We start from the raw sequence: 25,501 nt of genomic DNA, 5'->3' as shown, positions 1-25,501 counted from the left end.
GTCGCCCTCCTGTCCGCGCATGGATTGCCGATCGTCGGCGCGCTAGTATGCGCCCTTACGCCTTCAGTGCCGCCCGCTGCGTGGCTGCACTCACCGCCCGACCTCAGCGAGCACGATCATAGGACTCAGCCTGCGTTGCAGCAGGCAATGGCGCAGAAGATCTCCGCCCACATCGTGAAGTTGCCGACGAGCCATGTACCGCAACTCGCACGGCCCAGACAGGTCGCGGATGACCTGCACGTCATCGAACACCCCGCCGAGGGGGTCGCCCTTCTGCCGGCGTCCGCCGACCGGACAAGCGGATGGGTGGGACGACCACAGCCGATCAATCCGGGCTGGCCCGGCGTGCCAGGCGTGGATGGCTAATTCCGCGTCAGCACCCGCACCGGACCGCGCCGCTCCAGCACATCGACCACCACGCGCTCGCCGGAACGCCGCACCGCCACGTCGGCGCTGCCGCCGCCGACCCCAAGGTTGCGGAACACCACCTCGTCCAGGAACGTGGGCAGCGACGGGTTCTCGAACGTGATGGCCGGCTCCTGCGTGTCGAAGTCCAGGCCCAGGCAGGCCTGCAGCATCAGCAGCGGCGCGGCCGCGGCCCAGGCCTGCGGCGCGCACGCCACCGGATAGAAGGTCGGTCCCTGGCTGCGCTGGCGCGCGAAGCCGCAGAACAGTTCGGGCAGGCGGCGCAGGTCGATATAGCTCGATGCCGCGAACAGGCCCTCGAAAATGCGGCTGGCTTCGGGGTGGTAGCCGTAGCGCGCCATGCCCGCCGCGATCAGGGCATTGTCGTGCGGCCAGACCGAGCCGTTGTGGTAGCTCATCGGATTGAAACGCGCCGCATCCGCGGCGACGGTGCGGATGCCCCAGCCACAGAAGGAACTGCTCTGCATCAGCGTGCCCACGACCGACGGCGCGCGCTCCGGCAGCGCGATACCGGTAAACAGCGTATGCCCCGCGTTGGAAGCGCGGATGCGGCACGGCTGCTTGCGGCCATCCAGCGCCAGCACATAGGTGCCCAGCACGGGGTCAAAGAAGTGCTTGTCGAAGGCGTCGCGCAGCACTTCGGCCCTGGCGGCATAGCGGGCGGCGCCCTCGCTGTCGTCCAGCGCCGCGCGGATCTGCGCGGCGGCCTGCCAGGCGCCGTAGGTGTAGGCCTGGACCTCGGCCAGCGCGATCGGGCCGGCGGCGAGCCCTCCGTCCTCATGGAACACCGAGTCGCGGCTGTCTTTCCAGCCCTGGTTGATCAGGCCCTCCGGCGACTGCCGGCCGTATTCGACGAACCCGTCGCCGTCGCGGTCGCCGTATTCGCTGATCCAGTCCAGCGCGGCCTGCAGCCTCGGCCACAGCGCGCGCACGGTATCGACATCGCCGGTGCGCCGCAGGTAGGCGCCGGCCAGCAGCACGAACAGCGGCGTGGCGTCGACGCTGCCGTAGTAGAGCGCGAATGGCACCTCGCCCAGGCGCGCCATTTCGCCATGGCGCATCTCGTGCAGGATCTTGCCGGGCTCGGCATCGGCACCGGGGTCGACCGCCTCGGCCTGCAGCGCGGCAAGGTGTTGCAGCACGCCGCGCGCGATCTCGGGGTCGAGCCATAGCGTCTGCAGCGCCGTGATCAGAGCATCCCGGCCGAATACCGTGCTGAACCACGGGATGCCGGCATACGGGTAAGGTCCGTGCACGGTGTTGGTCAGCAGCATGTAGAGGTCGGAGATGCTGCGCCGCGCGACTTCGTTGAACAACTCGTTGGACGTGGTGATCGACGCCGCGCGCCCGGACGAGCGCCGCAGCTCGCGCCGCGACTGCAGCAGCGCGCCCAGGAACGACTGGGCCTCGCGCTCCTCGTGGTCCACCGACTTGCAGCGGATCTCCATGCGCAGCAGCTGCGTGCAAGACGGCTTGAGCAGCAGCGTGAAGCTGGCGCGGCTGCCGCTCAGCGCCTGCGGCACCGGGTCGAACGAGAGCCGGGTTTCGCGCCGCGCCTGATCCAGGCCGGTATAGCTCAGCGTGACCGCGGCGCCGTCGACTTGCGCCGGGTGCAGGCTGCCGCGCCGCAGCCGCTGCGTGCCGCGCACTTCGAACAGGTCGGCAAAGTCCGCATCGAAGGCGATGTCGATGCACACGCGCCGCGGCCGGTCGTCGAAGTTGCGCACGCTCAGCCGTTCATAGCAGGCGCCGTTCCACAGGAAGCGCGACCGGCGCAGGTGGATCAGGTCGTGCTCGAGCCACAGCGTGCCCTCCTGGTCGAACAGGTCCGGATTGGTCAGGTCGCAAGTCAGCGCGGCATTGTCGTCGCGCAGCGTTGACGACAGCAGCATCGGGCGCTGCCCTTCCACCGTCAGCCGCAGGAAGGACAGGTGGCGCGTGTCGAAATGGAACAGCCCCTCCGGGCTGCCCGGCGCACCGATCGCATCGCCGTTATGGTCGAACAGCGCGAAGGTGTCGCCATGCTTGAGCGTGCGCGGGCGCCGCTCCTGCAGCGACGCCGCCGCGGGGATATAGAACTGCGCGACATCGCCGGCGCCGGCGACCGCCACCGAGCGGTTGGGATGTTCCGTGGATTCTGCAGGCATGAGCGGGTCTCTCCAGCAGTGGTCGTGTGCGGTTATGCGAGCGCCAGTCCGCCGGCCTCGCCATGTGCCTCGCCCGCGTCGCCGGGGTAAGGCAAGCCCTGGTAGATGCGCACGTAGTCGCGCGCCATCCGCTCCGCGGTAAAGCGCGCGTCGAACGCGGCGCGCACGCCGGCGCGCGGCAGCGTGGCCACGCTGGCGACGGCGGCCACCGCTTCGTCGACGCTGTGCACGATATGCCCGCTGATCCCCGGCTCGATCACTTCCGGCACCGAACCGCAGTCGAACGCAATCACCGGCGTGCCGCAGGCCATGGCCTCGATCATCACCAGGCCGAAAGGCTCGGGCCAGGCGATCGGGAACAGCAGCGCGCGCGCATTGCCCAGGAAGGACGACTTCGCGCACTCGTCGATCTCGCCGATGTATTCGACGTTGGCGTGCGCCGCCACCAGGGGGCGGATCACTTCCTGCCAGTAGGCGCGGTCGACCCGGTCGATCTTGGCCGCCATCTTCAGCGGCCAACCCGCGCGCGCCGCCACCTCGATGGCGTGGTCGGGGCGCTTCTCCGGCGAGATGCGGCCGAGGAATGCCAGGTAGTCGCCCGCCGGATTGGCGCAGTAGTCGAGCAGCGTCGCCGGGATGCCATGGTGCACCGTGCCCACCCAGTTCACCGGCGGCATCGGCGCGCGCTGCGCGTCGGAGACCGACACCAGCGGAAACTGCGGGAAATGCGCATAGAAGGGCCGCAGCTCGCGCAGGTCGAGCCGGCCGTGCAAGGTGGTCACCGCCCGCACCGGAAGGCGCCGCAGCAGCGGGCATTGCAGCATGTCGATATGGAAATGCAGGACATCGAAGCGCGTGGCGGCGGCCATCACGCGGTCCAGCATCATCACGTAGTAAGGCAGATGGTCGCCGACGTCCGCATCCAGGCGCAGTGCCATGTCGCAGCACGGCACCAGCTCGGCGCCGGTGACCGAGTCACCGCTGGCGAACAGCGTGACCTCGTGGCCCTGGCGCACCAGTTCTTCCGTCAGGTACGAAACGATGCGCTCGGTGCCGCCATACAGGCTGGGCGGGCAGCGTTCGGCGAGTGGTGCAATCTGCGCAATCTTCATCGGCTCTCCCCCCGTGTGACTAGCAAACTGCAGGGTGGATTGCCGCGACAGTGCCTGGGCTGATGAAGGCACCATAGAAAGCGGCGGCGGCTTTTTCAAGCTGGTCCGGACCATGCAGGCGCGGCATGGCAACCATGTGGCGCAGCAATGGTGGCAGCCCTGTCCGTCAGGGCTTACCCGGAGGCGCGACCGGTGCTATTTCGCCGTGCGGAATAGCAGGCCGCTTTCCTTGACGGTGCCCGCGCGACTATGCAAAAGTCGGCGAAAACGAACGATCGTGCGGGAACGCTTTCCCGACACGGCGTCACCGGGCGGCAACGCCGTCCGGCTTGCCGGGCGGCCATCGCGCCGCATCGCACAGGAGACACCGCCATGCAGCATCCGCAGCACCGCATTGCGCATCGCCGTTGCCGCGTCCCACGCGTGGACCCGGCGCGCCCGCGCAACAAGGCCCGCGACAAGGCGCGCAACAAGGCGCGCAACAACGCCCGCCACACCGCACGCACCGTCGCGCGCTTCCCGGCACGACAGCCCGCGCTGCCGCTGGCCTGACCCACTGCCCGAGTTTCCCCTGCGCGGCCGCGCCCGGCGCCGCCGCGACGGAACACGCACGGCCACCGCCGGCGCGTGCCTGCTTTCCCGAACCGTACGAGGTATCCCGTGGCATTGTTCCTTCAACAGATCCTGAACGGCCTGACGCTGGGCGGCGTGTACAGCCTGGTGGCGCTTGGCCTGACGCTGGTCTACGGCATCCTGCACGTGCCCAATTTCGCGCACGGCGCCTTCTACATGGCCGGCGCCTACGTGTCGTACTACCTGATGACCGCGCTGGGCGTGAACTACTGGCTGGCGATGCTGGGCGCGGCGCTGGTGGTGGCGGTGCTGTCGATGCTGGCCGACCGGCTGGTGTTCCACCCGCTGCGCAATTCGCCCGAGCTGCACGACATGATCGCCGCAATCGGCATCCTGCTGTTCCTGGAAGCCGGCGCGCAGGCGCTGTGGGGCGCGGACTTCCACCGCATGCCCACGCCCTATGGCCAGATCGTCGACGTGTTCGGCCTGGCCGCGCCGCTGCAGCGCCTGCTGATCATCGGCGCCGCCTTTGCGCTGATGGTGCTGCTGCACCTGTTCCTGACCCGCACCATGACCGGCGCCACCATCATGGCGATGGCGCAGAACGGCGAAGGCGCGGCGCTGGTCGGCATCGACGCCACGCGGGTCACGCTGCTGGTGTTCGCCATCTCCGGCGCGCTGGCCGCGATCGCCGCCACGCTGTACGCGCCGATCAACCTGGTCTACCCCAGCATGGGCAACCTGGTGATCACCAAGGCCTTCGTCATCATCATCCTGGGCGGCATGGGCAGCATCCCCGGCGCCATCGTCGGCGGGCTGATCATCGGCATGGCCGAGAGCTTCGGCGGCTTCTACGTTTCCACCGACTACAAGGACATCATCGCCTTCGTGCTGCTGGTGGTGATCCTGTCGATCCGGCCGCAGGGCCTGTTTGCCGGCAAGGCAGCCTGAGGAGCAAGACATGAAAGCACTGCAAGGAAAGACCGGCTGGATGCTGCTGCTGGCGCTGGCCATCGCCTTCCCGCTGGTCACGCCCAACAGCTACTACCTGACGGTGATGACGCTGGCCTTCATCTATGCCATCGCCACGCTGGGGCTGAACCTGATCACCGGCTATACCGGTCAGCTGAACCTCGCGCACGGCGGTTTCATGGCGATCGGCGCCTATACGCTGGGGATCCTGACCGTGGACTACCAGGTGCCGTTCTGGCTGGCCTTCGTGCTGGCGGGGGTGCTGTGCATGGTGCTGGGCTATGTGGTCGGCGTGGTGTCGCTGCGCCTGAAGGGCCATTACTTCTCGATCTTCACCATGTGCGTGGGCTACATCATCTACCTGCTGATCGAGAAGTGGGAAAGCCTGACGCACGGCACCGTGGGCCTGATCGGCATCCCGGTGCCGGCGGCGATCGGGCCGCTCGCCTTCGACAGCGTGCAGGCGCAGTATTACCTCGTGCTGGCCTTCCTGGCGCTCGGCGTCTTCCTGATGCACCGCATCGTCACCTCGCTGCTGGGGCGCAGCTTCATGGCCGTGCGCAACAGCGACGCGCTGGCCGAGGCGCTGGGCATCAACCTGATGCGCACCAAGGTGCTCTCGTTCGTGCTGTCGGTGGGCTACGCCGGCTTTGCCGGCGCGCTGTACGCCGGACAGGTGCGCTTCCTGGGCCCGGACATCGCCCGCACCGACCTGACCTTCGACATGGTGATGTCGATGCTGGTGGGCGGCATCGGCACGCTGTTCGGGCCGCTGCTGGGCGCGGTGCTGGTACCGTGGATCACGCAGTCGCTGCAGTTCATGCAGGACTACCGCATGCTGGTGTTCGGCCCGGTGCTGGTGCTGCTGATCATCTTCGTGCCCGACGGCATCGTCGGCTCCTACCTGAAGAAGCAGGCGCGCAGGGCCGCCGCGGAGCGCCGCGGCAAGCTGGCCCAGCCCGCCGCCGCGAGCAACACCGCCCCTGTACCGACCACCCGCGCCGGAGCCGACCATGCTTGAGATCCGCAACCTGACCAAGAAATTCGGCGGCCTGACCGCCGTGCACGAGGTCTCGGTGACCTTCGAACAGGGCCACATCAACGCCATCATCGGCCCCAACGGCGCCGGCAAGACCACCTTCTTCAACCTGGTGGCGGGCACCCATGCGCCCTCCTCCGGCCAGATCCTGTTCAAGGGCCAGGACATCGCCGGCCTGCGCGCCGACCAGATCGCGCGCCTGGGCGTGGCCCGCACCTTCCAGGCGACGGCGCTGTTCGACCGCGCCACGGTGCTCGACAACCTGATCGTCGGCCACCGGCTGCGCACCCGTTCCGGCCTGGGCGACGTGCTGTTCAACACCCGCCGCCTGCGCGAGGAAGAGCGGCTGTGCCGCGACAAGGCCGAGGCCGCGCTGGACTTCGTCGGCCTGTCGCACCTCGCGCACGAGGTCGCGGCCGACATCACGCAGGAAGCGCGCAAGCGCGTGGCATTCGCGCTCGCGCTGGCGACCGACCCGGAACTGCTGCTGCTGGACGAACCGGCCGGCGGCGTCAACCCGGAAGAGACCGTCGGCCTGGCCGAGCTGATCCGCAAGATGGTGCGCCATGGCAAGACGGTCTGCCTGATCGAACACAAGATGGACATGATCATGCGCCTGGCCGACAAGATCATGGTGCTGAACTACGGCGAGAAGATTGCCGAAGGCACGCCCGCGCAGATCCAGCAGGATCCGCATGTCATCGAGGCCTACCTGGGAGCCGACCATGTTGCAGCTTGAACGCGTCTCGCTGTCGTACGGCAGCTTCCGCGCCCTCGACAACATCACCCTGCACGCCGGCGCCGGCGAGCTGGTGGTGCTGCTCGGCGCCAACGGCGCCGGCAAGAGCTCGATCTTCCTGGCGATGAGCGCGATCCACCGCATCAGCGGCGGCAGCATGCGCTTCGACGGGCGCGAGCTGTCCGGCATGAAGCCGTCGCAGATCGTGCAGGCGGGGCTGGTGCATTGCCCCGAGGGCCGCAAGCTGTTCCCGGCGATGAGCGTGGAGAAGAACCTGGTGCTGGGCGCCTACGTGCACCGGCGCGACGGCGCGGGCATCCGTAAGACGCTGGACGAGGTCTATGAACTGTTCCCGATCCTGCGGCAGAAGAAGGACGACCCGGCCGGCTCGCTGTCCGGCGGGCAACAGCAGATGGTGGCGCTGGGACGCGCGCTGATGAGCCGCCCGCGCGCGCTGCTGCTCGACGAACCGTCGCTCGGCCTGGCGCCGCTGGTGGTCAAGCAGATGTTCGAGATCATCCAGCGCATCAACCGCGCCGGCACCACGGTGTTGCTGGCGGAGCAGAACGCGTACGCGGCGCTGGGGATTGCGCATCGCGCCTATGTGATCGAGAGCGGCAAGATCGTGATGGAGGGCGATCGCGATGCGCTGTTGAAGGATGAGGGCATTCGCAAGGCGTATATCGGAGGCTGAATCCGAAAGGCCTCGATTACCGATTGCGTACTCCCTCTCCCGCTTGCGGGAGAGGAAGAAAACAAAGCGGTCGGACAGAACGACAGCAGGCAAAACAAGCGCAGTACTTTCAGGAGACAACACCATGCAACACAACCTCATGCGCCGCATCTTCCCGCTGGCCGCCACCGCCGTGGCCGCCATGACCGCCATCATGGCCTCGGGCGCCGCGCTGGCGCAGGAAGTGGTCAAGATCGGCTACACCGGCCCGCTTTCCGGCGGCGCCGCGCTGTATGGCAAGAACGTGCTGTCGGGCGTGCAGATGGCCGTCGACGAGATCAATGCCGCGGGCCTGGAGGTCAAGGGCAAGAAGGTCAAGCTGGAGGTGGTGGCGCTGGACGACAAGTACTCGCCCGCCGAGGCCGCCATCAACGGGCGCCGCCTGGTGCAGCAGCACAAGACACCGGCGGTGTTCGTGCCGCATTCGGGCGGCATCTTTGCCCTGCAGGCCTTCAACGAGCAGGAGAAATTCCTGGTGATGGCCTACTCCAGCGTGCCGCGCATCACCGATGCCGGCAACAAGCTCACCATCCGCATCCCGCCGGCCTATACCGGCTATATCGAACCGTTCATCAAGGCGCAGATGAAGCGCTACGGCAAGAACGTAGCGCTCGCGCCGGCCGACCACGACTACGCCAAGGCCTGGGTGCAGGCCTTCGTGCCGGCTTGGGAATCGGCGGGCGGCAAGGTGGTGGCCAACAACCCGATGTCGTACACCAAGGCCACCGACTTCTACAGCGGCGTGTCGCGCGCCATCAGCGAGAAGCCGGACGTGATGTTCGTCGGCGGCCCGTCGGAGCCCACCGCGCTGGTGGTCAAGCAGGCGCGCGAACTCGGCTTCAAGGGCGGCTTTATCGTGATGGACCAGGCCAAGATGGACGAGATGGCCCGCGTCACCAACGGCCTGGGCATGCTCGAGGGCTCGATCGGCGTGCTGCCGCTGGTCAACGACAGCCGCCCCGCCGCGCAGGCCTTCAATGGCCGGTACAAGAAGCTGCACGACGGGCGCGATGCCACCACCGAGATGTCGCTGAACTACACCATGGTGTATGCGCTGGCCGGCGCGATGAAGCTGGCCGGCACCACCAGCGACGCCGCGGCGATCCGCGCGAAGATGCCGGATGCGGTCAAGGGCCTGGCCAAGGAGGTCAATCCCAACGAAGTCGACGGCATCGACGCCAGGGGCGGATCGATGGCCGACACCGTGGTCGGCTGGGTGCAGAACGGCAAGATCTCGCAGGTGCGCTTGTCCGAACTGGCTAAGTAAGGCGAGACACGCTGCCGCTACGGCAGCGCAGCACAAACCCCGGCATGCCGCCAGGCATGCCGGGGTTTTTCCTTGCGGCGGCCGGGCGCGGCTAGCGGTGGTCGCCGTCGCGGCCCTGGCGCGCCTCCATCTGGCCACGCTCCTGCTGCGCGCGTTGCTGCTGTTGCATTTGCCGCTGCTGGTCCATTTGCTGGCGCTGGCGCTCCTGCATCTGCCGTTGCTGGTCCTGCATCTGCCGCTGCTGCTGCTCGGCCTGGCGCTGCTGCTCGTGCATCGCCCGTTGCTGTTCCTGCATATGGCGCTGCTGCTGTTCAGCCTGCCGCTGCATGGCCTGCTGGCGCTGCTGCTCCTGCATGGCCCGCTGCTGCTCCTGCATCTGGCGCTGCTGCTCGGCCTGCCGCTGCATGGCCTGCTGGCGCTGCTGCTCCTGCACCGCGCGCTGCTGGTCCTGCATCTGCCGCTGCTGGTCCGCCTGCCGCTGCATGGCCTGCTGGCGCTGCTGCTCCTGCGCCGCGCGCTGCTGGTCCTGCATCTGGCGCTGCTGCTCCTGCGCCGCGCGCTGCTGGTCCTGCATCTGGCGCTGCTGCTCCGCCTGCCGCTGCATGGCCTGCTGGCGCTGCTGCTCCTGCGCCGCGCGCTGCTGGTCCTGCATCTGGCGCTGCTGCTCCTGCGCCGCGCGCTGCTGGTCCTGCATCTGCCGCTGCTGCTGCTCGGCCTGGCGCTGCTGCCCTTCCTGCATCTGCCGCTGCTGCTCGAAGCGCTGGCGCTGCATTTCCTGCGACTGCCGCGCCGGGTCGGGGCGCTCCTGACCGTCGGCCCACTGGCGCGGCGGCATGCGTTGCTGGCGCTGCTCTTCCAGCTGCCGTTGCTGCTCGCGCAGCGCGCGCTGCTGTTCCACCTGCTGGCGCTGCTGTTCGACCTGCTGGCGCTGCTGTTCTCGCGGCATGGTCTGTTGCTGCCGCTGGGCGTCGCCGGGCACGTCCGGCTGCCCGGCAAAGCCGCGCGCCTCGTCGGGCCGGGTGCTCTGGCCGCGGCCAGGGCCGCGCCACGGCTCGCGCCGGGCCTGCGCATCGTTGCGATCCGCGCGGCCGTCGCCGTCGGCATCGATACGCCCGGGGCGCGCCTGTACCGGGGCGTGATCGCGCGATGCGATCGCGGCCTGGCTCATGCGCACATCCGGCACCGGCCGTGCGTCGCGGCCGGGCCGGCGTTCGTTGCCGCCGCGCCAGGCCGGACCGGCACCGGGCACGACCCCGCCCTCGCGCGCGAAACGCCGGGCCAGGTCTTCCGTGGCCGGACGGGCCGGCGGGCGCACGGCAATGGCCTGCCGTTCGAAGCCGTGGCGCGCCTGCGGCGGCAGCGGCCGCACCGGCGCCGCGCCCACCAGGCTGCCCTTGACCGGCGCCACCGGCGGCGCGCCGTGGGCCTCGCCCGCCGGCAGGTTGCGCCATTCGGGGCGGTGCAGGCCGCGCGCGGGACGCCCTTCGACAAAGTTGCGCGCGGGCATGCCGGTAATGGCGCCGGGCACGGTGCGGTTGACGTAAGGCGGCGGGCGGCGGTCGCCCATCACGAAGTTGTTGACGGTGACCCGGTTGATGCGGGCGACGTAGGTAGGGCTGGCGCGATAGACCGGCCGGTAGGCGTCGCGCGGCCCCAGCGGATACCAGGCCACGCCGGGTCCGCTGCCCACGCGCACGCTCCAGCCGGGCCCGGCGGCGCCGACGAAGGCGACCAGCGCCGGCGCATAGCACGGCCGCACGCGCGGCCCCGGGACCCAGCCCCAGCGCGAGCCCACATAAGCCCAGCGGCCGTAATGCGACGGCGCGAAGCCCCACGGCGCGTCGTCGATCCAGGTCCAGCCCCAGGGCGCGATCCAGGCCCAGTGGCCGGCGCTGTACGGCACCCATCCCGCGCTGACCACGCGCGGGAACCAGATCGCGCCGTAGCCCGGGTCTTCCTGCCAGTCGCCATAGCCGTCCAGCGCGGCATAGCCCGGCATCTCGCGTGGCACATAGCGCGCCGACGGCGAAGCGTCCTCGCGCGCGTCGCGCGCCGCGGTCCAGCGGTCGAACGCGTCTTCCGGCACCGCGCCGCCGCCGGCATCGGCCAGGTCGGTGCCGGCAAAGCGCATGCGGTCGCCGCGCTGCAGTTCGATGGTGCGGCTGTCGCCGTAGACCACCGCGCTGCCGTGGCGCAGGGTCACGGTGGTGGTACTGCCGTCGGGCGCCACGTCGAGCCGGTAGTCGCCGGGCTCGCGCGGCACGAAGGCCAGGTTGGGGGTATCGACCTCGACGGTCTGGCCCGGCGGCAACGCGCGCACCCGCACCTGCAGCGTGCCCTGGGTCAGCTTGACCTGGGTGGTGCTGTCGTCCAGGTTCAGGATGCTGGCGGCAGTGGCGCCGCCCATGCGCAGCGCCACCGTGCCGGCGTGCAGTTCGGCGCGTCCGCCCGGCTCCAGCCAGAGCCGGTCGCCGGTGGTGACCGGCCGGTTCAGCCCGGCCTCGGCCCAGATGTCCGAGCCGGCGGGCGCAAAGCTGAGGTTGCCGTCGACCGCGGTCAGCGTGGCGATGCGCGAGGAAGGATCGGCCTGCTGCAGCGCGGCGTCGGCCACCGGGGCATCGAGGTAGGGCTCGCCCGGCGCGGCGGGTACCTGCGCCAGTGCTGCAGCCGCCACTGCGAGGCCGGCTGCGGCCGCCAGCGCGGTCAGCGCCAGCCGGCCGCCAAGGCGGCGTGGAAAACGGCCAGCGGATTGGAAAGGATCAGACATGGAAGAACAGGAGCGGGACCCGACATGGGTCGGCGGGCAGGCCGGCCCACGCCGGCGGCCACCCTATTGTCACCATACATGGCCGCGGATGCGGCGGCGCGTTCGGCGCGGCACAGTTTGTAAGCTCGTATTTCGCCAGGCGCCGGGGCCGGGCGGCCCGGCCGGAGCGCGGGGCAGGCTGCGGGCGGGGCGGCGGGCGGTACCGCCCGTGGCAGGGGCGGCCTGTCCGTCAAAGGTGGAAACAACTTCGGGACGCCCGGGTAGGCGGTCCGGGGCCGGCTGCCGCTCAGCCGGCGGCTTGCTGGCGCAGTATCTCGGTCAGGCGCTCGGCCGGCATCGGCCGCCCGTACAGGTAGCCCTGTGCCTCATGGCAGCCGTTGGCGAGCAGGAAATCGCGCTGTTCGGGGGTTTCCACGCCTTCGGCCACCACGCCGATGTGCAGGCTGGCGCCCACGTTGATCACCGAGCGCACGATGGCTGCGTCGGCCGGGTCTTCGGTCACGTTGCGGATAAAGGACTGGTCGATCTTGAGCCGGTCCACCGGGAACGACTTGAGGAAGCTGAGCGAGGCATAGCCCGTGCCGAAGTCATCGCAGGTCAGCGTGATGCCGTCGCGGCGCAACGCCTGCAGCTGGTCCGAGACCTCGTCGCCCTGCTGCAGGGCGATGGTCTCGGTGATCTCGATCTCGAGGCAGTCGGGCGCCAGCTCCAGCGCCCGCAGTACGTGGCGCACCTCGGTCAGCAGCCGGCTTTCGGACAGCTGGGCCGCGAACAGGTTGATCGCCACGCGCGGCGGACGCGCAAACGCCAGCGCCCAGGCACGGGCCTGGGCACAGGCAGTCTGCAGCAGCCACATGCCGACATCGCTGGCGATGCTGCTGCCGGCCAGCGCGTCGATGAAGGCTGCCGGCGACAGCAGCCCGCGGGTGGGATGGCGCCAGCGCATCAGTGCCTCGGCGCCATGGACGCGGCCGTCGCGCAGGTCGACCTGGGGTTGGTACAGCAGCTCGAACTGGCGCTGGGCATAGGCCTCGTGCAGGGCCTGCACCAGCGACAGGCGCGTGGTCACGTCCGAGCGCATCTGCGGCTTGAAGAAGCGGATGGTGCGGCCGCCGTCGTGCTTGGCCCGTGCCAGCGCCAGGCTGGCCGCCGCCAGCATGTCCGAGGCCTGTTCGCCGGCCGCGGGCGCGACGCAGGCACCGATGCTGGCCAGCACATGGTGGCGGCGCCCGGCATGTTCGTGGGGGGAAGACAGCATCGACAGGATCGCGGCGCTGACGTGGCGCACCAGCGTGGGATCGGCGATGGACGGCAGCAGCACGCCGAATTCGTCGCTGCCGATGCGGCCGATGATGGCGTCGCGGGGCGAGGCATCGCGCAGGCGGCGGGCCACGCGCTGCAGGATGATGTCACCTTCGGCATGGCCGTGCATGTCGTTGAAGGCGCGGAAGTCGTCAATGCCGATCAGCAGCAATGCGCAGCGCGGCACAGCCTCGCTATGCAGGCGTGCCTCCAGCCGTTTCAGAAAGCCCTGGCGATTGTCAACGCCGGTCAGCGGATCGAGATCCGAGCCTGGCGAGGCGCCAGCCGACTTCGCCCCCGACTTGGCCACCATCCCTGCCCCATCTGTAATTGTCGACATTGTTACCTGCTAGCAATTTAGCAAGTGTGACGAAAACTTGGAAAAAATCAAGCAGTTCCGATACACGCCAAAACCCCTAGGCGCCGGCGCAACGCCAGCTCTGCCGCAACCATGCCACGCGTTGAATCGCGCGGCCGCATACAGTACCCTACCGCGCATCGGCGCCCGCCACCGCCCCCGAACCGCCCCGGCGGCCCGCTGGCCGGCATCGTTGCGCCTTCAACAAGAACATCACCGGGATCTCACCGTGAATGAATGGACCATCCGCACGCGCATCCTGGCAAGCTTCTCGCTGATCCTGCTGGTCATGGCGCTGATGGGCGTGGTTGCCTATACCCGCCTGGTTTCGATCGAGCGCGAAACCGCGCTGATGCGGGATGACGCGCTGCCCGGACTGACCTACAGCACAGCCATCCGCGGCGCCTGGGGCGAGCGTTATGTGCTGGCCTGGCAGACCATCAACGCCACCGACGAGGCCGAGCGGCGGCGCTTCCAGCAGCAAGCCCTGGAGGCGGCCAGCCGCCTCGACAAGCTCGAGCAGCAATACGACACCACCATCACCCGCGACGAGGACCGGGCCAACTTCCAGGCCTATCGCGACATGCGCGCGCGCTACGAACAGGCGGCCCAGATCCTGTCGCGCCAGGGCGACTGGGACGGCGCCGCCGCCGCGGCGGCGCTGCGGGGCGAAACGCATGACCGCTGGATCGACGCGCGCAAGGCGACCCAGCGCGTGGTGGACGACAACAGCGCGGTCAGCGCGCGCGCTGCGCAAGGCATCGACGATGCCGTCAATGCCGCCAAGATCGGCATCGAAGCGGCGCTGATCGTGGCGGTGGCGGTAGCGCTGCTCTGCGGCTACCTGCTGCTGCGCGCGATCACGGTGCCGATGCAGTCGATCGTCAGCCTGCTGGCCGGCATCCGCGGCGGCGACCTGCGCCTGCGCATGGCGCTGCGCCGCAAGGATGAATTCCACGAAGTCGAGGAAGGCTTCAACCAGATGACCGGCGAGCTGACCTCGCTGGTGGGCCAGGCCCAGCGCACCGCGATCCAGGTCACCACCTCGGTCAACGAGATCGCCGCCACGGCGCGCCAGCAGCAGGCCACGGCCACCGAGACCGCCGCCACCACCACCCAGATCGGCGCGACCTCGCGCGAGATCTCGGCCACCGCGCGCGACCTGGTGCGCACCATCCACGAAGTCTCCAGCGCCGCCGAGCAGGCGGCGGGGCTGGCCGGCACCGGGCAGGTCGGGCTGTCGCGCATGGAAAGCACCATGCAGCATGTCATGGATGCCGCCGGCTCGGTCAATGCCAAGCTGGCCACGCTCAACGAGAAGGCCGGCAATATCAACCAGGTGGTGACCACCATCGCCAAGGTCGCCGACCAGACCAACCTGCTGTCGCTGAACGCCGCGATCGAGGCCGAGAAGGCCGGCGAATACGGCCGCGGCTTTGCGGTGGTAGCCACCGAGATCCGCCGCCTGGCCGACCAGACCGCGGTCGCCACGTACGACATCGAGCAGATGGTGCGCGAGATCCAGTCGGCGGTATCGGCCGGCGTGATGGGCATGGACAAGTTCTCGGAAGAGGTGCGCCGCGGCATGTCCGAGGTCACGCAGGTGGGCGACCAGCTGTCGCAGATCATCGCCCAGGTGCAGTCGCTCGCGCCGCGCGTGCTGATGGTCAATGAAGGCATGCAGGCGCAGGCCGGCGGCGCCGAGCAGATCAACCAGGCGCTGATGCAGTTGTCCGAGGCCGCGCAGCAGACCGTGGAATCGCTGCGCCAGTCGAGCCAGGCGATCGACGAGCTGACGCTGGTCGCCAACGACCTGCGCAGCGGCGTGTCGCGCTTCAAGGTCTAGGCTGCCGGTCTCCGCACCGGGCCGTAACGCGCCGCCGCCATGAAACTCTTCCTGCTGTTCCGCCTCGGCGCCGACCACTACGCGCTCGACGCGGCCGAAGTGGCCGAGGTGCTGCCGCTGACGCGCCTGAAGCAGATTCCCGGCGCGCCGGCCTGGGTGGCGGGACTGATGCAGCGCCGCGGCCAGCCGGTGCCGGTGATCGACCTGCCCGCCCTCGCCACCGGCGTGCCCGCCGCGCTGCGCACCAGCACGCGCACGGTACTGGTCCACTACCGCCGCGATGACAGCGAGCCCATGCGGCTGCTCGGCCTGCGCCTGGAGGCGGCCACCCAGACCCTGCGCTGTCCGGCGGAATCGTTCGTCGATGCCGGCCTCGCCGGCGCCAGCCCGCGCTACCTCGGGCCGGTGCGGCATGACGCGCGCGGGCTGGTGCAATGGGTCAGGGTCGGCGCGCTGCTGCCGGACGATGTCCACGACATGCTGTTCGCCGATGCCGTCGGGGAGGCCGCCGCGTGAGCACCGCCGCGCATATCGAAGCGCTGCTCAAGGCCCGCATCGGCCTTGACGCCGGCGCCATCGGCAGCGGCGCGGTGGCGCGCGCCGTGCGCGAGCGCCAGCAGGCGCGGCAGGCGCCCGATCCCGAGTCCTACTGGCAGCTGCTGCAGGGCACCGCCGACGAATTCCAGGCGCTGATCGAGGCCGTGGTGGTGCCCGAGACCTGGTTCTTCCGGCACCGCGAAGCCCTGCTGGCGCTGGGCCGCTTTGCCGCGGAGCGCGCCTTTGCCGACGGCAGGCGCACGCTGCGGCTGCTGAGCCTGCCCTGCTCCACCGGCGAAGAGCCGTATTCGATCGCCATGGCGCTGCTCGACGCCGGCGTGCCGCCGGGGCGCTTCTATATCGACGCGGTCGACATCAGCGCGCGCGCGCTGGCCCGCGCGCACCAGGCGCACTACAACGCCAATGCCTTCCGCAGCGGCCCGCTGGACTTCCGCGACCGCTATTTCACCGCCACGCCGACGGGCTACGTGCTGGACCCGCGGGTGCGCGGGCAGGTGCGGCTGCTGCAGGGCAACCTGGTCGAGCCCGGCCTGCTGGCGGGCGAAGCGCCCTATGACTTCGTGTTCTGCCGCAACCTGCTGATCTATTTCGACGCCGCCGGGCAACGCCAGGCGGTGCAGACGCTGGTGCGCCTGACCATGGCCGATGGCCTGCTCTTCGTCGGCCCGGCCGAGGCCAGCGTGCTGAGCGCGCAGGGGCTGGAACCGGTCGGCATTCCGCTGTCCTTTGCCTTCCGCAAGCCGGCGGCCGCGGCGCCGCGCGCCCGGCCGCCGTCCCACCCGCCCGTCCACGCCACCCAGCCGCCCCGCATGGCCGCGCCGCCGCGGCTGCCCCGCCCGCCCACGACCATGCGTGCGCCGGCGGTGCGCGCGCCCGCGCCGGCGGCAGCACCGACAGCAGCACCAACGGCAGCACCGGCCGCAAAGCCTGCGGCCGGCACGCACGCTGCCGCGCTGGCCGACATTGCCGCCATGGCCGACCGCGGCGAGCTGGACGCGGCCACCGCCGCATGCCTGGCGCTGCTCGACCGCGCCGCGCCGGACGCCGATGGCACCGCCCTGGCCGATGCCTATGGCATGCTCGGCGTGCTGCACGACGCCGCCGGCCGCACCGCCCAGGCGCATGCGGCCTACCGCAAGGCGCTGTACCTGGATCCGTCGCACCAGGAAAGCCTGTATCACCTGGCCGCGCTGCTCGACACCGAAGGCGACCACGGCGGCGCCACCCGCCTGCGCCAGCGCGCGCAGCGCCATACCCGCAAGCACCATGGCTGAGACCCAGGCCCCTCCCTTTGCCACCGTGGTGCGCGCCGAAGGCGTGGACGACTGCTGGCGGCGCATCGGCGTGCGCGGCGACGGCAGCTGCCCGGCGCTGGTCGAGCACGCGCACTGCCGCAACTGCCCGACCTACGCGCAGGCCGCCGCGATGTTGCTGGACGCGCAGCAGATGGACCAGGCCCTGCTGCAACTGCCGGATGCCGCCGACCTAGCCGGCGCGGCCGACGACGGCGGCAACGACAGCGGCAACGGCAACGACCAGGCGCAGGACGCCAACGCGCTGGCCTGCCTGGTTTTCCGCATCGGCGATGAATGGCTGGCGCTGCCCACCGCCGCGCTGGGCGAAGTGACCGCGCCGTGCCCGGTCCATGCGCTGCCCCACCGTCGCGATGCCGCCGTGCTGGGGCTGGCCGCGGTGCGCGGCAACCTGCTGGCCTGCCTGTCGCTGGCGCACCTGTTCGACACGGGCGCGGCGCGGGCCGAGCCCGATGCCGCCGGCAGCCGTTTTCTGATCCTCGGACAAGGGCGCGCCGCGATCGCCCTGCCGGTGGCCGAGATCGCCGGCATCGTGCGCGTGCGGCGCGCCGCGCTGCAGCCGCTGCCCGCCACGCTGGCACGGGGCTCGGCCCGCTATACGCAGGCGCTGTTCGTCGACCAGGGCCGCAGCGTCGGCCTGCTCGACGCCGCGCAGGTGCGCCAGGCACTGACACGGAGCCTGGCATGAACCCCGAACAACTGCGCGACGCCTCGCTGCTGGACCTGTTTGCGCTCGAAGCCGACGCCCAAGCCGAGATCCTCAACGCCGGCCTGCTGGCGCTGGAGCGCAACCCGGGCGCGCCCGAGCAGCTGGAGGCGTGCATGCGCGCGGCCCACTCGCTCAAGGGCGCGGCCCGCATCGTCGGGCTCGATGGCGGCGTGCGGCTGGCGCATGCAATGGAAGACTGCCTGGTCGCCGCGCAGGGCGGCATGCCGCTGGCCGCCGCGCATATCGATGCGCTGCTGCAGGGCACCGACCTGCTGCTGCGCATCGGCCATCCGCCCGGCGGCGACCCGGACTGGTCCGAGCAGGCCGGCCGCGCCGAGATCGACGCGGTGGTGCAGCGGCTGAACTCGCTCGACGGCGGCGGCATGCCGGCCCAGCCCGCCGCAACGGACGCGCCCGCTCCCGCCCCGGTCCACGCGCCCGCCGCTGCGCCTCCCGTCGACCCTGAACCCGCGCCCGCGGCACCCATTGCCGCGCACGCCAAAGACGGCCACGAGCGCATGCTGCGCGTCAATGCCGATGCGCTGGACCAGCTGCTGGCGCTGTCGGGCGAGGCCATGGTCGAATCGCACTGGCTGCGGCCGTTCGGCGCCTCGCTGCAAAAGGCGCGGCGCCAGCAGGCGCGCGCGCTGCGCGCGGCCGACACGCTGCAGCAGGCCTTGCGCGAAGCGCAGGATGGCGCTGGCGCGCAGGCATTGTCGGCGGCGCACGCGGCGCTGGCCGAACTGCGCCAGCTGCTCGACGACGGCCACCAGCAGCTGGCGGCGCGGCTGGACGAGTTCGAACATTACGACCATCGCGCCACCCGCCTGGCGCGCCGGCTCTACGACAGCGCGCTGGCCTCGCGCATGCGCCCGCTGTCCGACGGCCTGGCCGGCTACGCGCGCATGGTGCGCGACCTGGGCCGCTCGCTGGGCAAGTCAGTGCATCTGGAACTGTCGGGCGCCGGCACGCAGGTGGACCGCGACATCCTCGAGGCGCTCGATGCGCCGCTGGCCCACCTGCTGCGCAATGCCGTCGACCATGGCATCGAAGCGCCGGCGGTACGCGCGGCGCTGGGCAAGCCGCCGGAGGGCGTTGTGACGCTGCACGCGCGCCACAACGCCGGCCGGCTGCAGATCGAGATCTCCGACGACGGCGCAGGGGTCGACCTGGAAGCGCTGCGGCGCGCCATCGTGCGGCGGCGCCTGGCCTCCGAGGACACCGCGGCGCGGCTGTCGCAGGCCGAGCTGCTCGACTTCCTGCTGCTGCCTGGCTTCAGCATGCGCGAGACCGTCTCCGAAGTCTCGGGGCGCGGCGTCGGCCTAGACGCGGTGCAGGAGATGGTGCGCCGCGTGCGCGGCAGCCTGCGCCTGACGCAGCAGCCGGGCCACGGCCTGCACTTCAGCCTGGAACTGCCGCTGACGCTGTCGGTGGTGCGCACGCTGCTGGTGGACGTCGCCGGCGAAGCCTATGCCTTTCCGCTGGGCCGCGTGCTGCGCGCGACCGCGGTGGCGCGCGGCGAGATCGAACAGACCGAAGGCCACCAGCACTTCCGCCACGAAGGCCGCGCCATCGGGCTGGTCAGCGCGGCGCAGGTGCTGCAACGGGAGGGCGCCGACGCGCCGGCGCGCGAGCAGGTCCCGGTGGTGGTCATCGGCGAGGGCGAGCGCACCTATGGCATCGCCGTCGACCGCATGCTGGGCGAACGCCTGCTGGTGGTGCAGCCGCTGCCCGCGGCGCTGGGCAAGATCCGCGACATTGCCGCCGGCAGCCTGACCGACGACGGCACGCCGGTGCTGATCTTCGATGTCGAGGACATGATCCGCTCGGTCGAAAAGCTGGTCTCCGAAGGCCGCATCGAAGGCGTGCGCCAGGGCGCGGCGGCCAGCGTGCAGGCGCGCGCGCGGCGGGTGCTGGTGGTGGACGACTCGCTGACCGTGCGCGAGCTGCAGCGCAAGCTGCTGGCCGGGCGCGGCTATGACGTGACGGTGGCGGTCGACGGCATGGACGGCTGGAACGTGCTGCGTGCCGAGCCCTTCGACCTGGTCATCACCGACATCGACATGCCGCGCATGGACGGCATCGAGCTGGTGCGGCGCATCCGCCAGGACGCCGCGCTGCGCCAGCTGCCGGTGATGGTGGTGTCGTACAAGGACCGCGAACAGGACCGCCAGCGCGGCCTGGAGGCCGGCGCGGACTATTATCTGGCCAAGGGCAGTTTCCACGACGCCGCGTTGCTCGACGCGGTCCAGGACCTGATCGGCGAGGCACGTCCATGAAAATCGGCATCGTCAATGATTCCGCGCTCGCGGTCGCCGCGCTGCGCCGCGCACTGGCGCTGGATCCGTCGTTCGAGATCGCGTGGATCGCCGGCGACGGCGCCCAGGCGGTGCAGATGGCCGCGCAACAGACCCCGGACCTGATCCTGATGGACCTGCTGATGCCGGTCATGGACGGGGTCGAGGCCACGCGCCGGATCATGGCCGCCACACCGTGCGCCATCGTGGTGGTAACCATGGACCTGGGGCGCAACGCGACGCAGGTCTTCGACGCCATGGGCCATGGCGCCATCGATGCGGTCGACACCCCTACGCTGGCCGAGGCCGATGCGCAGCTTGCCGCCGGGCCGCTGCTGCGCAAGCTGCGCAATATCGCGCGCCTGCTGGCGGGCCGGGTGGCACCGCAGCATGCGCTGGCGGTGGCGCCGCGCGCGGTCAGCGCGCCCCGGCTGGTGGCGATCGGCGCCTCGGCCGGCGGCCCGGCCGCGCTGGCCGCGCTGCTGGGCGGACTGCCGACAGACTTCGGCGCCGCGGTGGTCACCGTGCAGCATGTCGACGAGGCCTTTGCCGCCGGCATGGCCGACTGGCTCGACGGCCAGTGCGCGCTGCCGGTGCGCATCGCCCGCGCCGGCGAGACGCCCCAGGCCGGCACCGTGCTGCTGGCCGGCACCAACGACCACCTGCGCCTGGCCAGCCCGAGCCGGCTGGCCTACACCGAGCAACCCTGCGACTACCTTTACCGCCCGTCCATCGACGTGTTCTTCGAAAGCGTGGTGGAACACTGGCGCGGCGACGTGATCGGCGTGCTGCTCACCGGCATGGGGCGCGACGGCGCGCTGGGGCTGAAGGCGATGCGCGACCGCGGCTTCCTGACCATCGCCCAGGACCGCGCCACCAGCGCCGTGTACGGCATGCCCAAGGCCGCGGCCGCGCTCGGCGCCGCCGCCGAGATCCTGCCACTGCCGCGCATCGCGCCGCGCCTGGTGCAGGCGTGCGGCCCGGCGGCGATGACATGGCAGCCGGCGCCGCCCGTCTGAAAGAATGCAACCGGTCCCAGGCCGCGCCGGGACCGCGACAACAGGAACTGAACATGCAACCCGAATCCTCCAACCCGTCTGCCGCGCCCGCGCCGACGCCCGCCGCCACCGACAAGCAGGAGTACCTGGCCATGGTGCTGCTGGTGGACGACCAGGCCATGGTCGGCGAAGCGGTGCGCCGCGCGCTCGCCACCGAGCCCGATATCGACTTCCATTACTGCTCGCAGCCCGAAGAAGCGGTGGCCGTGGCGCAGCGCACCAAGCCGACCGTGATCCTGCAGGACCTGGTGATGCCTGGCATGGACGGCCTGACGCTGGTGCAGCGCTATCGCGACAACCCCGCCACGCGCGACATCCCGATCATCGTGCTGTCGACCAAGGAAGAAGCCGCGACCAAGGGCGCGGCCTTTGCCGCCGGCGCCAACGACTACCTGGTCAAGCTGCCCGACAGCATCGAGCTGATCGCGCGCATCCGCTACCACTCGCGCTCGTACCTGAACCAGCTGCAGCGCGACGAGGCCTACCGCGCGCTGCGCCAGAGCCAGCAGCAGCTGCTGGAGACCAACCTCGAGCTGCAGCGCCTGACCAATTCGGACGGGCTGACCGGCTTGTCCAACCGGCGCTATTTCGACGAATACCTCGGCGCGGAATGGCGCCGCGCGCAGCGCGAGCAAACCCAGCTGGCGCTGCTGATGATCGATGTCGACGCCTTCAAGGCCTACAACGACACTTATGGCCACGTCGCCGGCGACGACGTGCTGCGCCGCGTCGCCGCGGTAATCCGCGACAACTGCGCGCGCGCCACCGACCTGCCCGCGCGCTTTGGCGGCGAAGAGTTCGCCATGGTGCTGCCGGCCACCTCGCCCGGCGGCGTGCGCCTGCTGGCCGAAAAGGTGCGGCGCGCGGTGCAGGGGCTGGCCATCGCCCACAGCGGCTCGCCCGCCCTGAATTGCGTCACCGTCAGCATCGGCGGCGCGGTGCTGGTGCCCCAGCCCGACGCGCAGCCCAGCCAGCTGGTGCAGGAGGCCGATGCGGGCCTGTACCAGGCCAAGCGCAACGGCCGCAACCAGGTCATGATGTCGACGGCCTGAGCCGCGGCGGCAACAACCGGTTACACATCTGCGCAGCCGGCATCGCGGGCCGCGGCCGCGTCTTGCCGCGCCGCCGCGCTTGCGCCGGCAAGGCGCGCCGCCTGTCGCGCCCGCGCAGGCATCACTTACTGTCGGAATCGTCCGACACTGAATTCGGAGCGTCGCGCCTGTCTGGCCTGCGGCTTCAAACCTATCGTTGCATCACGGCAAGCGTGATCCCGCGCCTGCATACCAGATAGCAACTGGCCACGCGGCCGCCGCGTTCCGCGCCGGCATGGGCCAGCTCGTCTCTGACTCCAACAGCAAGAGGTGACCCATGCTTCGATCCAAGACCCTTTTCCTTGGCCTCGCGCTGGCCGCGACCGCGGTACTGACAGCGTGCGGCGGCGGCGATGACGGCATCGATGACCGCATCGGCCTGAGCAAGCCGAGCGTGCGCGTAATCCACGCCGTCACCGGCGGCCCCAATGTCGACGTGCTGCAGAACGGCACGCTCACCAGCATGGTCAACAAGCCCTACAAGTTCGTCTCGACCTACTTCAACGTTGAAACCGGCAACCAGCTGATCTCGTTCAACACCGCCGGCACGCAGACCGAACTGGCCCGCGCCAGCCTGGTCGCGGCCACCGGCCACAAGTACACCGTGGTGGCGCTGCCCGGCGCAGCCACCGCCGAAACGGTGACGATCGACGATCCGTTCGGCAAGGGCCTGCTGTCGAACAAGGCGCGCCTGCGCTCGCTCAACGCTTCGTTCAATGCGCAGAACATCGACATCTACGTGACCCTGCCCGCGATCGACCTGAACTCGGTCGCGCCGACCTTCGCCGCGGTGGGCTACAAGCAGGCTTCGCCGGCATCGGGCCAGGATTCGATCGACCTGGATGGCAACACCACCTATCGCCTGCGTATCACCCCGGCCGGCACCAAGACCGTGATCTTCGACTCGGGCGCGCTGACGCTGGCGAACAACGCCGACTGGCTGATCACCACCATCCCGTCGGATGGCATCGCCGGCCTGACGCCGAACAAGATCAAGGTGCTGGTGGCGCGCGGCGACGACGAGTCGCAAGCCGGCCTGGAGCTGGTGACCACGCAATAACCGCTGTCGCGGTTGCCCGCGGCAGGCGGGCAGCATGCGGAGGCCGGTCCTGAGGGACCGGCCTTTTTTTGGCTCAAGGCTGGGCGTCGTGCCGCGCCGGCGTTTCGTCGACAGGTTGCAGTTCCGCCTTCAGCACGGCCAGATGGGAGATATACGTTTCCAGTTCGGCCCGCCCCTGCGCGGTGATGCAATACACGCGGCCGCTGCCTTCGACAAGCTCGGCGGTGATGGCGCGGGCCATCATCAGGCTGCGCAGGATCGGCCGCAGCGAGCGGATGTTCTTGTCGATGCCGCGCTCGCGCAGCCGGTCGACCAGGCTGAGCACCGTGGACGGGCTCGACTGGACCAGCTTGAGCACATAGATGCGTGAGAAAAACCGGTCAAGGGTAGGCGTTTTCATGGGCGCTGTCGGCGCACCCGATGGTGCGGGAATCCTGATCTATCATGCGCAGCCCATGACTGCTGCCGCAGTCGGGCACTCTCTGGGAACAAGGCGGGCGGACGCGCGGCGCGCGCCGCGCCCGCGAAAGCAAACGGGGTGCGCGAAGGCACCCCGAAAGCTTGCGTTGCTGGCGCCGGCCGCTTGCGGGACGGCGCCATTCCGGGGCGCTCGCCGGCGCTAGTCTTCCTGGAACGCTTCCTCGCGCTTGGCCTTGATCGACGGCAGCGCCACGATCACGACCAGCACCGCTGCGGCGATCAGCAGGCCGAGCGACAGCGGACGGGTCACGAACACGCTGAAGTCACCACGCGACAGCAGCAGCGTGCGGCGGAAGTTCTCTTCCATCATCGGTCCCAGCACGAAGCCGAGCAGCAGCGGCGCCGGTTCGCACTTGAGCTTCAGGAACAGGTAGCCGATCACGCCGAAGCCCGCGGCCATGAACACGTCGAAGGTCTGGTTGTTGACCGAGTACACGCCGATGCCGCAGAACACCAGGATCGCCGGGTACAGGAAGCGGTAGGGCACGGTCAGCAGCTTCACCCAGATGCCGATCATCGGCAGGTTCAGGATGATCAGCATCAGGTTGCCGATCCACATCGAGGCGATCAGGCCCCAGAACAGCGACGGGTTGCTGGTCATCACCTGCGGGCCGGGCTGGATGTTGTGGATGGTCATCGCCCCCACCATCAGCGCCATCACCGCGTTGGGCGGAATGCCCAGCGTCAGCAGCGGGATGAACGAGGTCTGCGCCGCGGCGTTGTTGGCCGATTCCGGACCGGCCACGCCCTCGATCGCGCCCTTGCCGAACTCATGCGCGTTCCTGGAAGTCTTCTTCTCCAGCGAGTACGCCGCGAACGATGCCAGCGAGGCCCCGCCGCCCGGCAGGATGCCCAGCGCCGAGCCCAGCGCGGTGCCGCGCAGCACCGCCGGGATCATGCGCTTGAAGTCTTCCCTGGTCGGGAACAGGTTGGTGACCTTGTTGGTAAAGGTCTCGCGGGCTTCCTTCTGCTCCAGGTTGGCGATGATCTCGGCAAAGCCGAACATGCCCATCGCCAGCGCGACGAAGTCGATGCCGTCGGTCAGCTCGGGCACGTCGAACGAGAAGCGCGCCGCGCCCGAGTTGACGTCGGTGCCGATCAGCCCCAGCAGCAGGCCCAGCACGATCATCGCGATCGCCTTCGGCAGCGAGCCGGAAGCCAGCACCACGGCGCCGATCAGGCCCAGCACCATCAGCGAGAAATACTCGGCCGGGCCGAACTTGAAGGCGATCTCCGACAGCGGCGTGGCGAAGGCAGCCAGGATCAGCGTGGCGACGCAGCCGGCGAAGAACGAACCCAGGCCCGCGGTGGCCAGCGCCACCCCTGCCCGTCCGCGCCGCGCCATCTGGTAGCCATCGATGGTGGTCACCACCGACGACGATTCGCCCGGCAGGTTCACCAGGATGGCGGTGGTCGAGCCGCCGTACTGGGCGCCGTAGTAGATGCCGGCCAGCATGATCAGCGCGGCCACCGGCGGCAGCGTGTAGGTGATCGGCAGCAGCATGGCGATGGTGGCCAGCGGCCCGAGGCCCGGCAGCACGCCGATCAGCGTGCCCAGCACGCAGCCCAGGAAGGCATAGGCCAGGTTCTGCAGCGACAGCGCGGTGGAAAAACCCAGCGCGAGGTGTTCAAACAATTCCATGATGCGGCGCTC

The 25,501-nt window shown here is 70.0% G+C and carries 21 protein-coding genes; 15 read left to right on the top strand and 6 right to left on the bottom strand.

Going from position 1 to position 25,501, the window contains the following annotated elements; all coding sequences use genetic code 11:
* Nucleotides 1-147 precede the first annotated feature (147 nt).
* Nucleotides 148-366, top strand: a complete 219-nt coding sequence (locus A3AG_RS34365) for a hypothetical protein (protein WP_181955797.1) — start codon at nt 148-150, stop codon at nt 364-366.
* On the opposite strand, the gene A3AG_RS0126795 is transcribed toward A3AG_RS34365, so the two are convergent.
* Together A3AG_RS0126795 and A3AG_RS32065 are read right to left on the bottom strand one after the other, a co-directional pair.
* Nucleotides 363-2,573: an amylo-alpha-1,6-glucosidase gene (locus A3AG_RS0126795; RefSeq protein ID WP_018008369.1), complete on the bottom strand. Its 2,211-nt coding sequence runs from the start codon at nt 2,571-2,573 to the stop codon at nt 363-365. The genes A3AG_RS34365 and A3AG_RS0126795 overlap by 4 nt on opposite strands.
* Nucleotides 2,574-2,605: 32 nt before the next feature.
* The gene (locus A3AG_RS32065; protein WP_018008368.1) at nt 2,606-3,685 is read right to left on the bottom strand and encodes a glycosyltransferase family 4 protein; all 1,080 of its coding nucleotides are present in this window, start codon (nt 3,683-3,685) and stop codon (nt 2,606-2,608) included.
* Between the two features lie 372 nt (nt 3,686-4,057).
* Between A3AG_RS32065 and A3AG_RS0126785 the strand changes: the two genes are divergently transcribed.
* From A3AG_RS0126785 to A3AG_RS0126760, 6 genes are all read left to right on the top strand, one after another.
* Complete coding sequence (locus A3AG_RS0126785) at nt 4,058-4,237, top strand: hypothetical protein (RefSeq protein ID WP_018008367.1); 180 nt, start codon at nt 4,058-4,060, stop codon at nt 4,235-4,237.
* A 108-nt stretch (nt 4,238-4,345) separates the two neighbouring features.
* A complete protein-coding gene (locus A3AG_RS0126780; RefSeq protein ID WP_018008366.1) occupies nt 4,346-5,209 on the top strand; it encodes a branched-chain amino acid ABC transporter permease in 864 nt (287 codons plus the stop codon).
* Between the two features lie 10 nt (nt 5,210-5,219).
* Nucleotides 5,220-6,251, top strand: coding sequence for a branched-chain amino acid ABC transporter permease (locus A3AG_RS0126775; RefSeq protein ID WP_018008365.1), 1,032 nt, complete (start codon nt 5,220-5,222; stop codon nt 6,249-6,251).
* Nucleotides 6,244-7,008 carry an ABC transporter ATP-binding protein gene (locus A3AG_RS0126770; protein WP_018008364.1) on the top strand — a complete coding sequence of 255 codons (765 nt, stop codon included), beginning with the start codon at nt 6,244-6,246 and terminating at the stop codon, nt 7,006-7,008. The genes A3AG_RS0126775 and A3AG_RS0126770 overlap by 8 nt, the downstream gene beginning before the upstream one ends.
* Nucleotides 6,995-7,702 (top strand): ABC transporter ATP-binding protein, encoded by a 708-nt coding sequence (locus A3AG_RS0126765; protein WP_018008363.1) that lies wholly within the window; start codon nt 6,995-6,997, stop codon nt 7,700-7,702. The genes A3AG_RS0126770 and A3AG_RS0126765 overlap by 14 nt, the downstream gene beginning before the upstream one ends.
* Nucleotides 7,703-7,826: 124 nt before the next feature.
* On the top strand, nt 7,827-9,008 hold the full coding sequence (locus A3AG_RS0126760) for an ABC transporter substrate-binding protein (RefSeq protein WP_018008362.1): 1,182 nt from the start codon (nt 7,827-7,829) through the stop codon (nt 9,006-9,008).
* Between the two features lie 91 nt (nt 9,009-9,099).
* Here A3AG_RS0126760 and A3AG_RS32060 read toward each other — a convergent pair whose 3' ends face one another.
* Together A3AG_RS32060 and A3AG_RS0126750 are read right to left on the bottom strand one after the other, a co-directional pair.
* Nucleotides 9,100-11,775 (bottom strand): DUF6600 domain-containing protein, encoded by a 2,676-nt coding sequence (locus tag A3AG_RS32060; protein ID WP_018008361.1) that lies wholly within the window; start codon nt 11,773-11,775, stop codon nt 9,100-9,102.
* 286 nt (nt 11,776-12,061) lie between these two features.
* The gene (locus tag A3AG_RS0126750; RefSeq protein WP_018008360.1) at nt 12,062-13,390 is read right to left on the bottom strand and encodes a putative bifunctional diguanylate cyclase/phosphodiesterase; all 1,329 of its coding nucleotides are present in this window, start codon (nt 13,388-13,390) and stop codon (nt 12,062-12,064) included.
* 238 nt (nt 13,391-13,628) lie between these two features.
* Between A3AG_RS0126750 and A3AG_RS0126745 the strand changes: the two genes are divergently transcribed.
* The 8 genes from A3AG_RS0126745 (at nt 13,629) to A3AG_RS0126710 (ending at nt 23,367) form a co-directional block, all read left to right on the top strand.
* Nucleotides 13,629-15,281: a methyl-accepting chemotaxis protein gene (locus tag A3AG_RS0126745; protein ID WP_018008359.1), complete on the top strand. Its 1,653-nt coding sequence runs from the start codon at nt 13,629-13,631 to the stop codon at nt 15,279-15,281.
* A 39-nt stretch (nt 15,282-15,320) separates the two neighbouring features.
* Nucleotides 15,321-15,797 carry a chemotaxis protein CheW gene (locus A3AG_RS0126740; protein ID WP_018008358.1) on the top strand — a complete coding sequence of 159 codons (477 nt, stop codon included), beginning with the start codon at nt 15,321-15,323 and terminating at the stop codon, nt 15,795-15,797.
* Nucleotides 15,794-17,113 (top strand): CheR family methyltransferase, encoded by a 1,320-nt coding sequence (locus tag A3AG_RS0126735; protein ID WP_018008357.1) that lies wholly within the window; start codon nt 15,794-15,796, stop codon nt 17,111-17,113. Before A3AG_RS0126740 ends, A3AG_RS0126735 begins: the two co-directional genes overlap by 4 nt.
* Nucleotides 17,106-17,840, top strand: a complete 735-nt coding sequence (locus A3AG_RS0126730; RefSeq protein WP_018008356.1) for a chemotaxis protein CheW — start codon at nt 17,106-17,108, stop codon at nt 17,838-17,840. The genes A3AG_RS0126735 and A3AG_RS0126730 overlap by 8 nt, the downstream gene beginning before the upstream one ends.
* Entirely contained in the window at nt 17,837-20,140 is a 2,304-nt protein-coding gene (locus tag A3AG_RS0126725; protein ID WP_018008355.1) for a hybrid sensor histidine kinase/response regulator, read from the top strand. The genes A3AG_RS0126730 and A3AG_RS0126725 overlap by 4 nt, the downstream gene beginning before the upstream one ends.
* A complete protein-coding gene (gene cheB / locus A3AG_RS0126720; protein ID WP_018008354.1) occupies nt 20,137-21,177 on the top strand; it encodes a chemotaxis response regulator protein-glutamate methylesterase in 1,041 nt (346 codons plus the stop codon). The genes A3AG_RS0126725 and cheB overlap by 4 nt, the downstream gene beginning before the upstream one ends.
* Nucleotides 21,178-21,230: 53 nt before the next feature.
* Nucleotides 21,231-22,268: a diguanylate cyclase gene (locus A3AG_RS0126715; RefSeq protein WP_026164498.1), complete on the top strand. Its 1,038-nt coding sequence runs from the start codon at nt 21,231-21,233 to the stop codon at nt 22,266-22,268.
* Between the two features lie 316 nt (nt 22,269-22,584).
* Nucleotides 22,585-23,367 (top strand): DUF4397 domain-containing protein, encoded by a 783-nt coding sequence (locus A3AG_RS0126710; protein WP_018008352.1) that lies wholly within the window; start codon nt 22,585-22,587, stop codon nt 23,365-23,367.
* A gap of 73 nt (nt 23,368-23,440) precedes the next feature.
* On the opposite strand, the gene A3AG_RS0126705 is transcribed toward A3AG_RS0126710, so the two are convergent.
* Together A3AG_RS0126705 and A3AG_RS0126700 are read right to left on the bottom strand one after the other, a co-directional pair.
* Complete coding sequence (locus A3AG_RS0126705) at nt 23,441-23,767, bottom strand: helix-turn-helix transcriptional regulator (protein WP_018008351.1); 327 nt, start codon at nt 23,765-23,767, stop codon at nt 23,441-23,443.
* 219 nt (nt 23,768-23,986) lie between these two features.
* Nucleotides 23,987-25,489 (bottom strand): tripartite tricarboxylate transporter permease, encoded by a 1,503-nt coding sequence (locus A3AG_RS0126700; protein WP_018008350.1) that lies wholly within the window; start codon nt 25,487-25,489, stop codon nt 23,987-23,989.
* Between the last annotated feature and the right edge of the window lie 12 nt (nt 25,490-25,501).

The organism is Cupriavidus neocaledonicus, from assembly GCF_000372525.1.
GTDB classification, from domain to species: Bacteria; Pseudomonadota; Gammaproteobacteria; order Burkholderiales; family Burkholderiaceae; genus Cupriavidus; species Cupriavidus neocaledonicus.
This window is presented reverse-complemented; position numbering and strand designations above follow the sequence as displayed.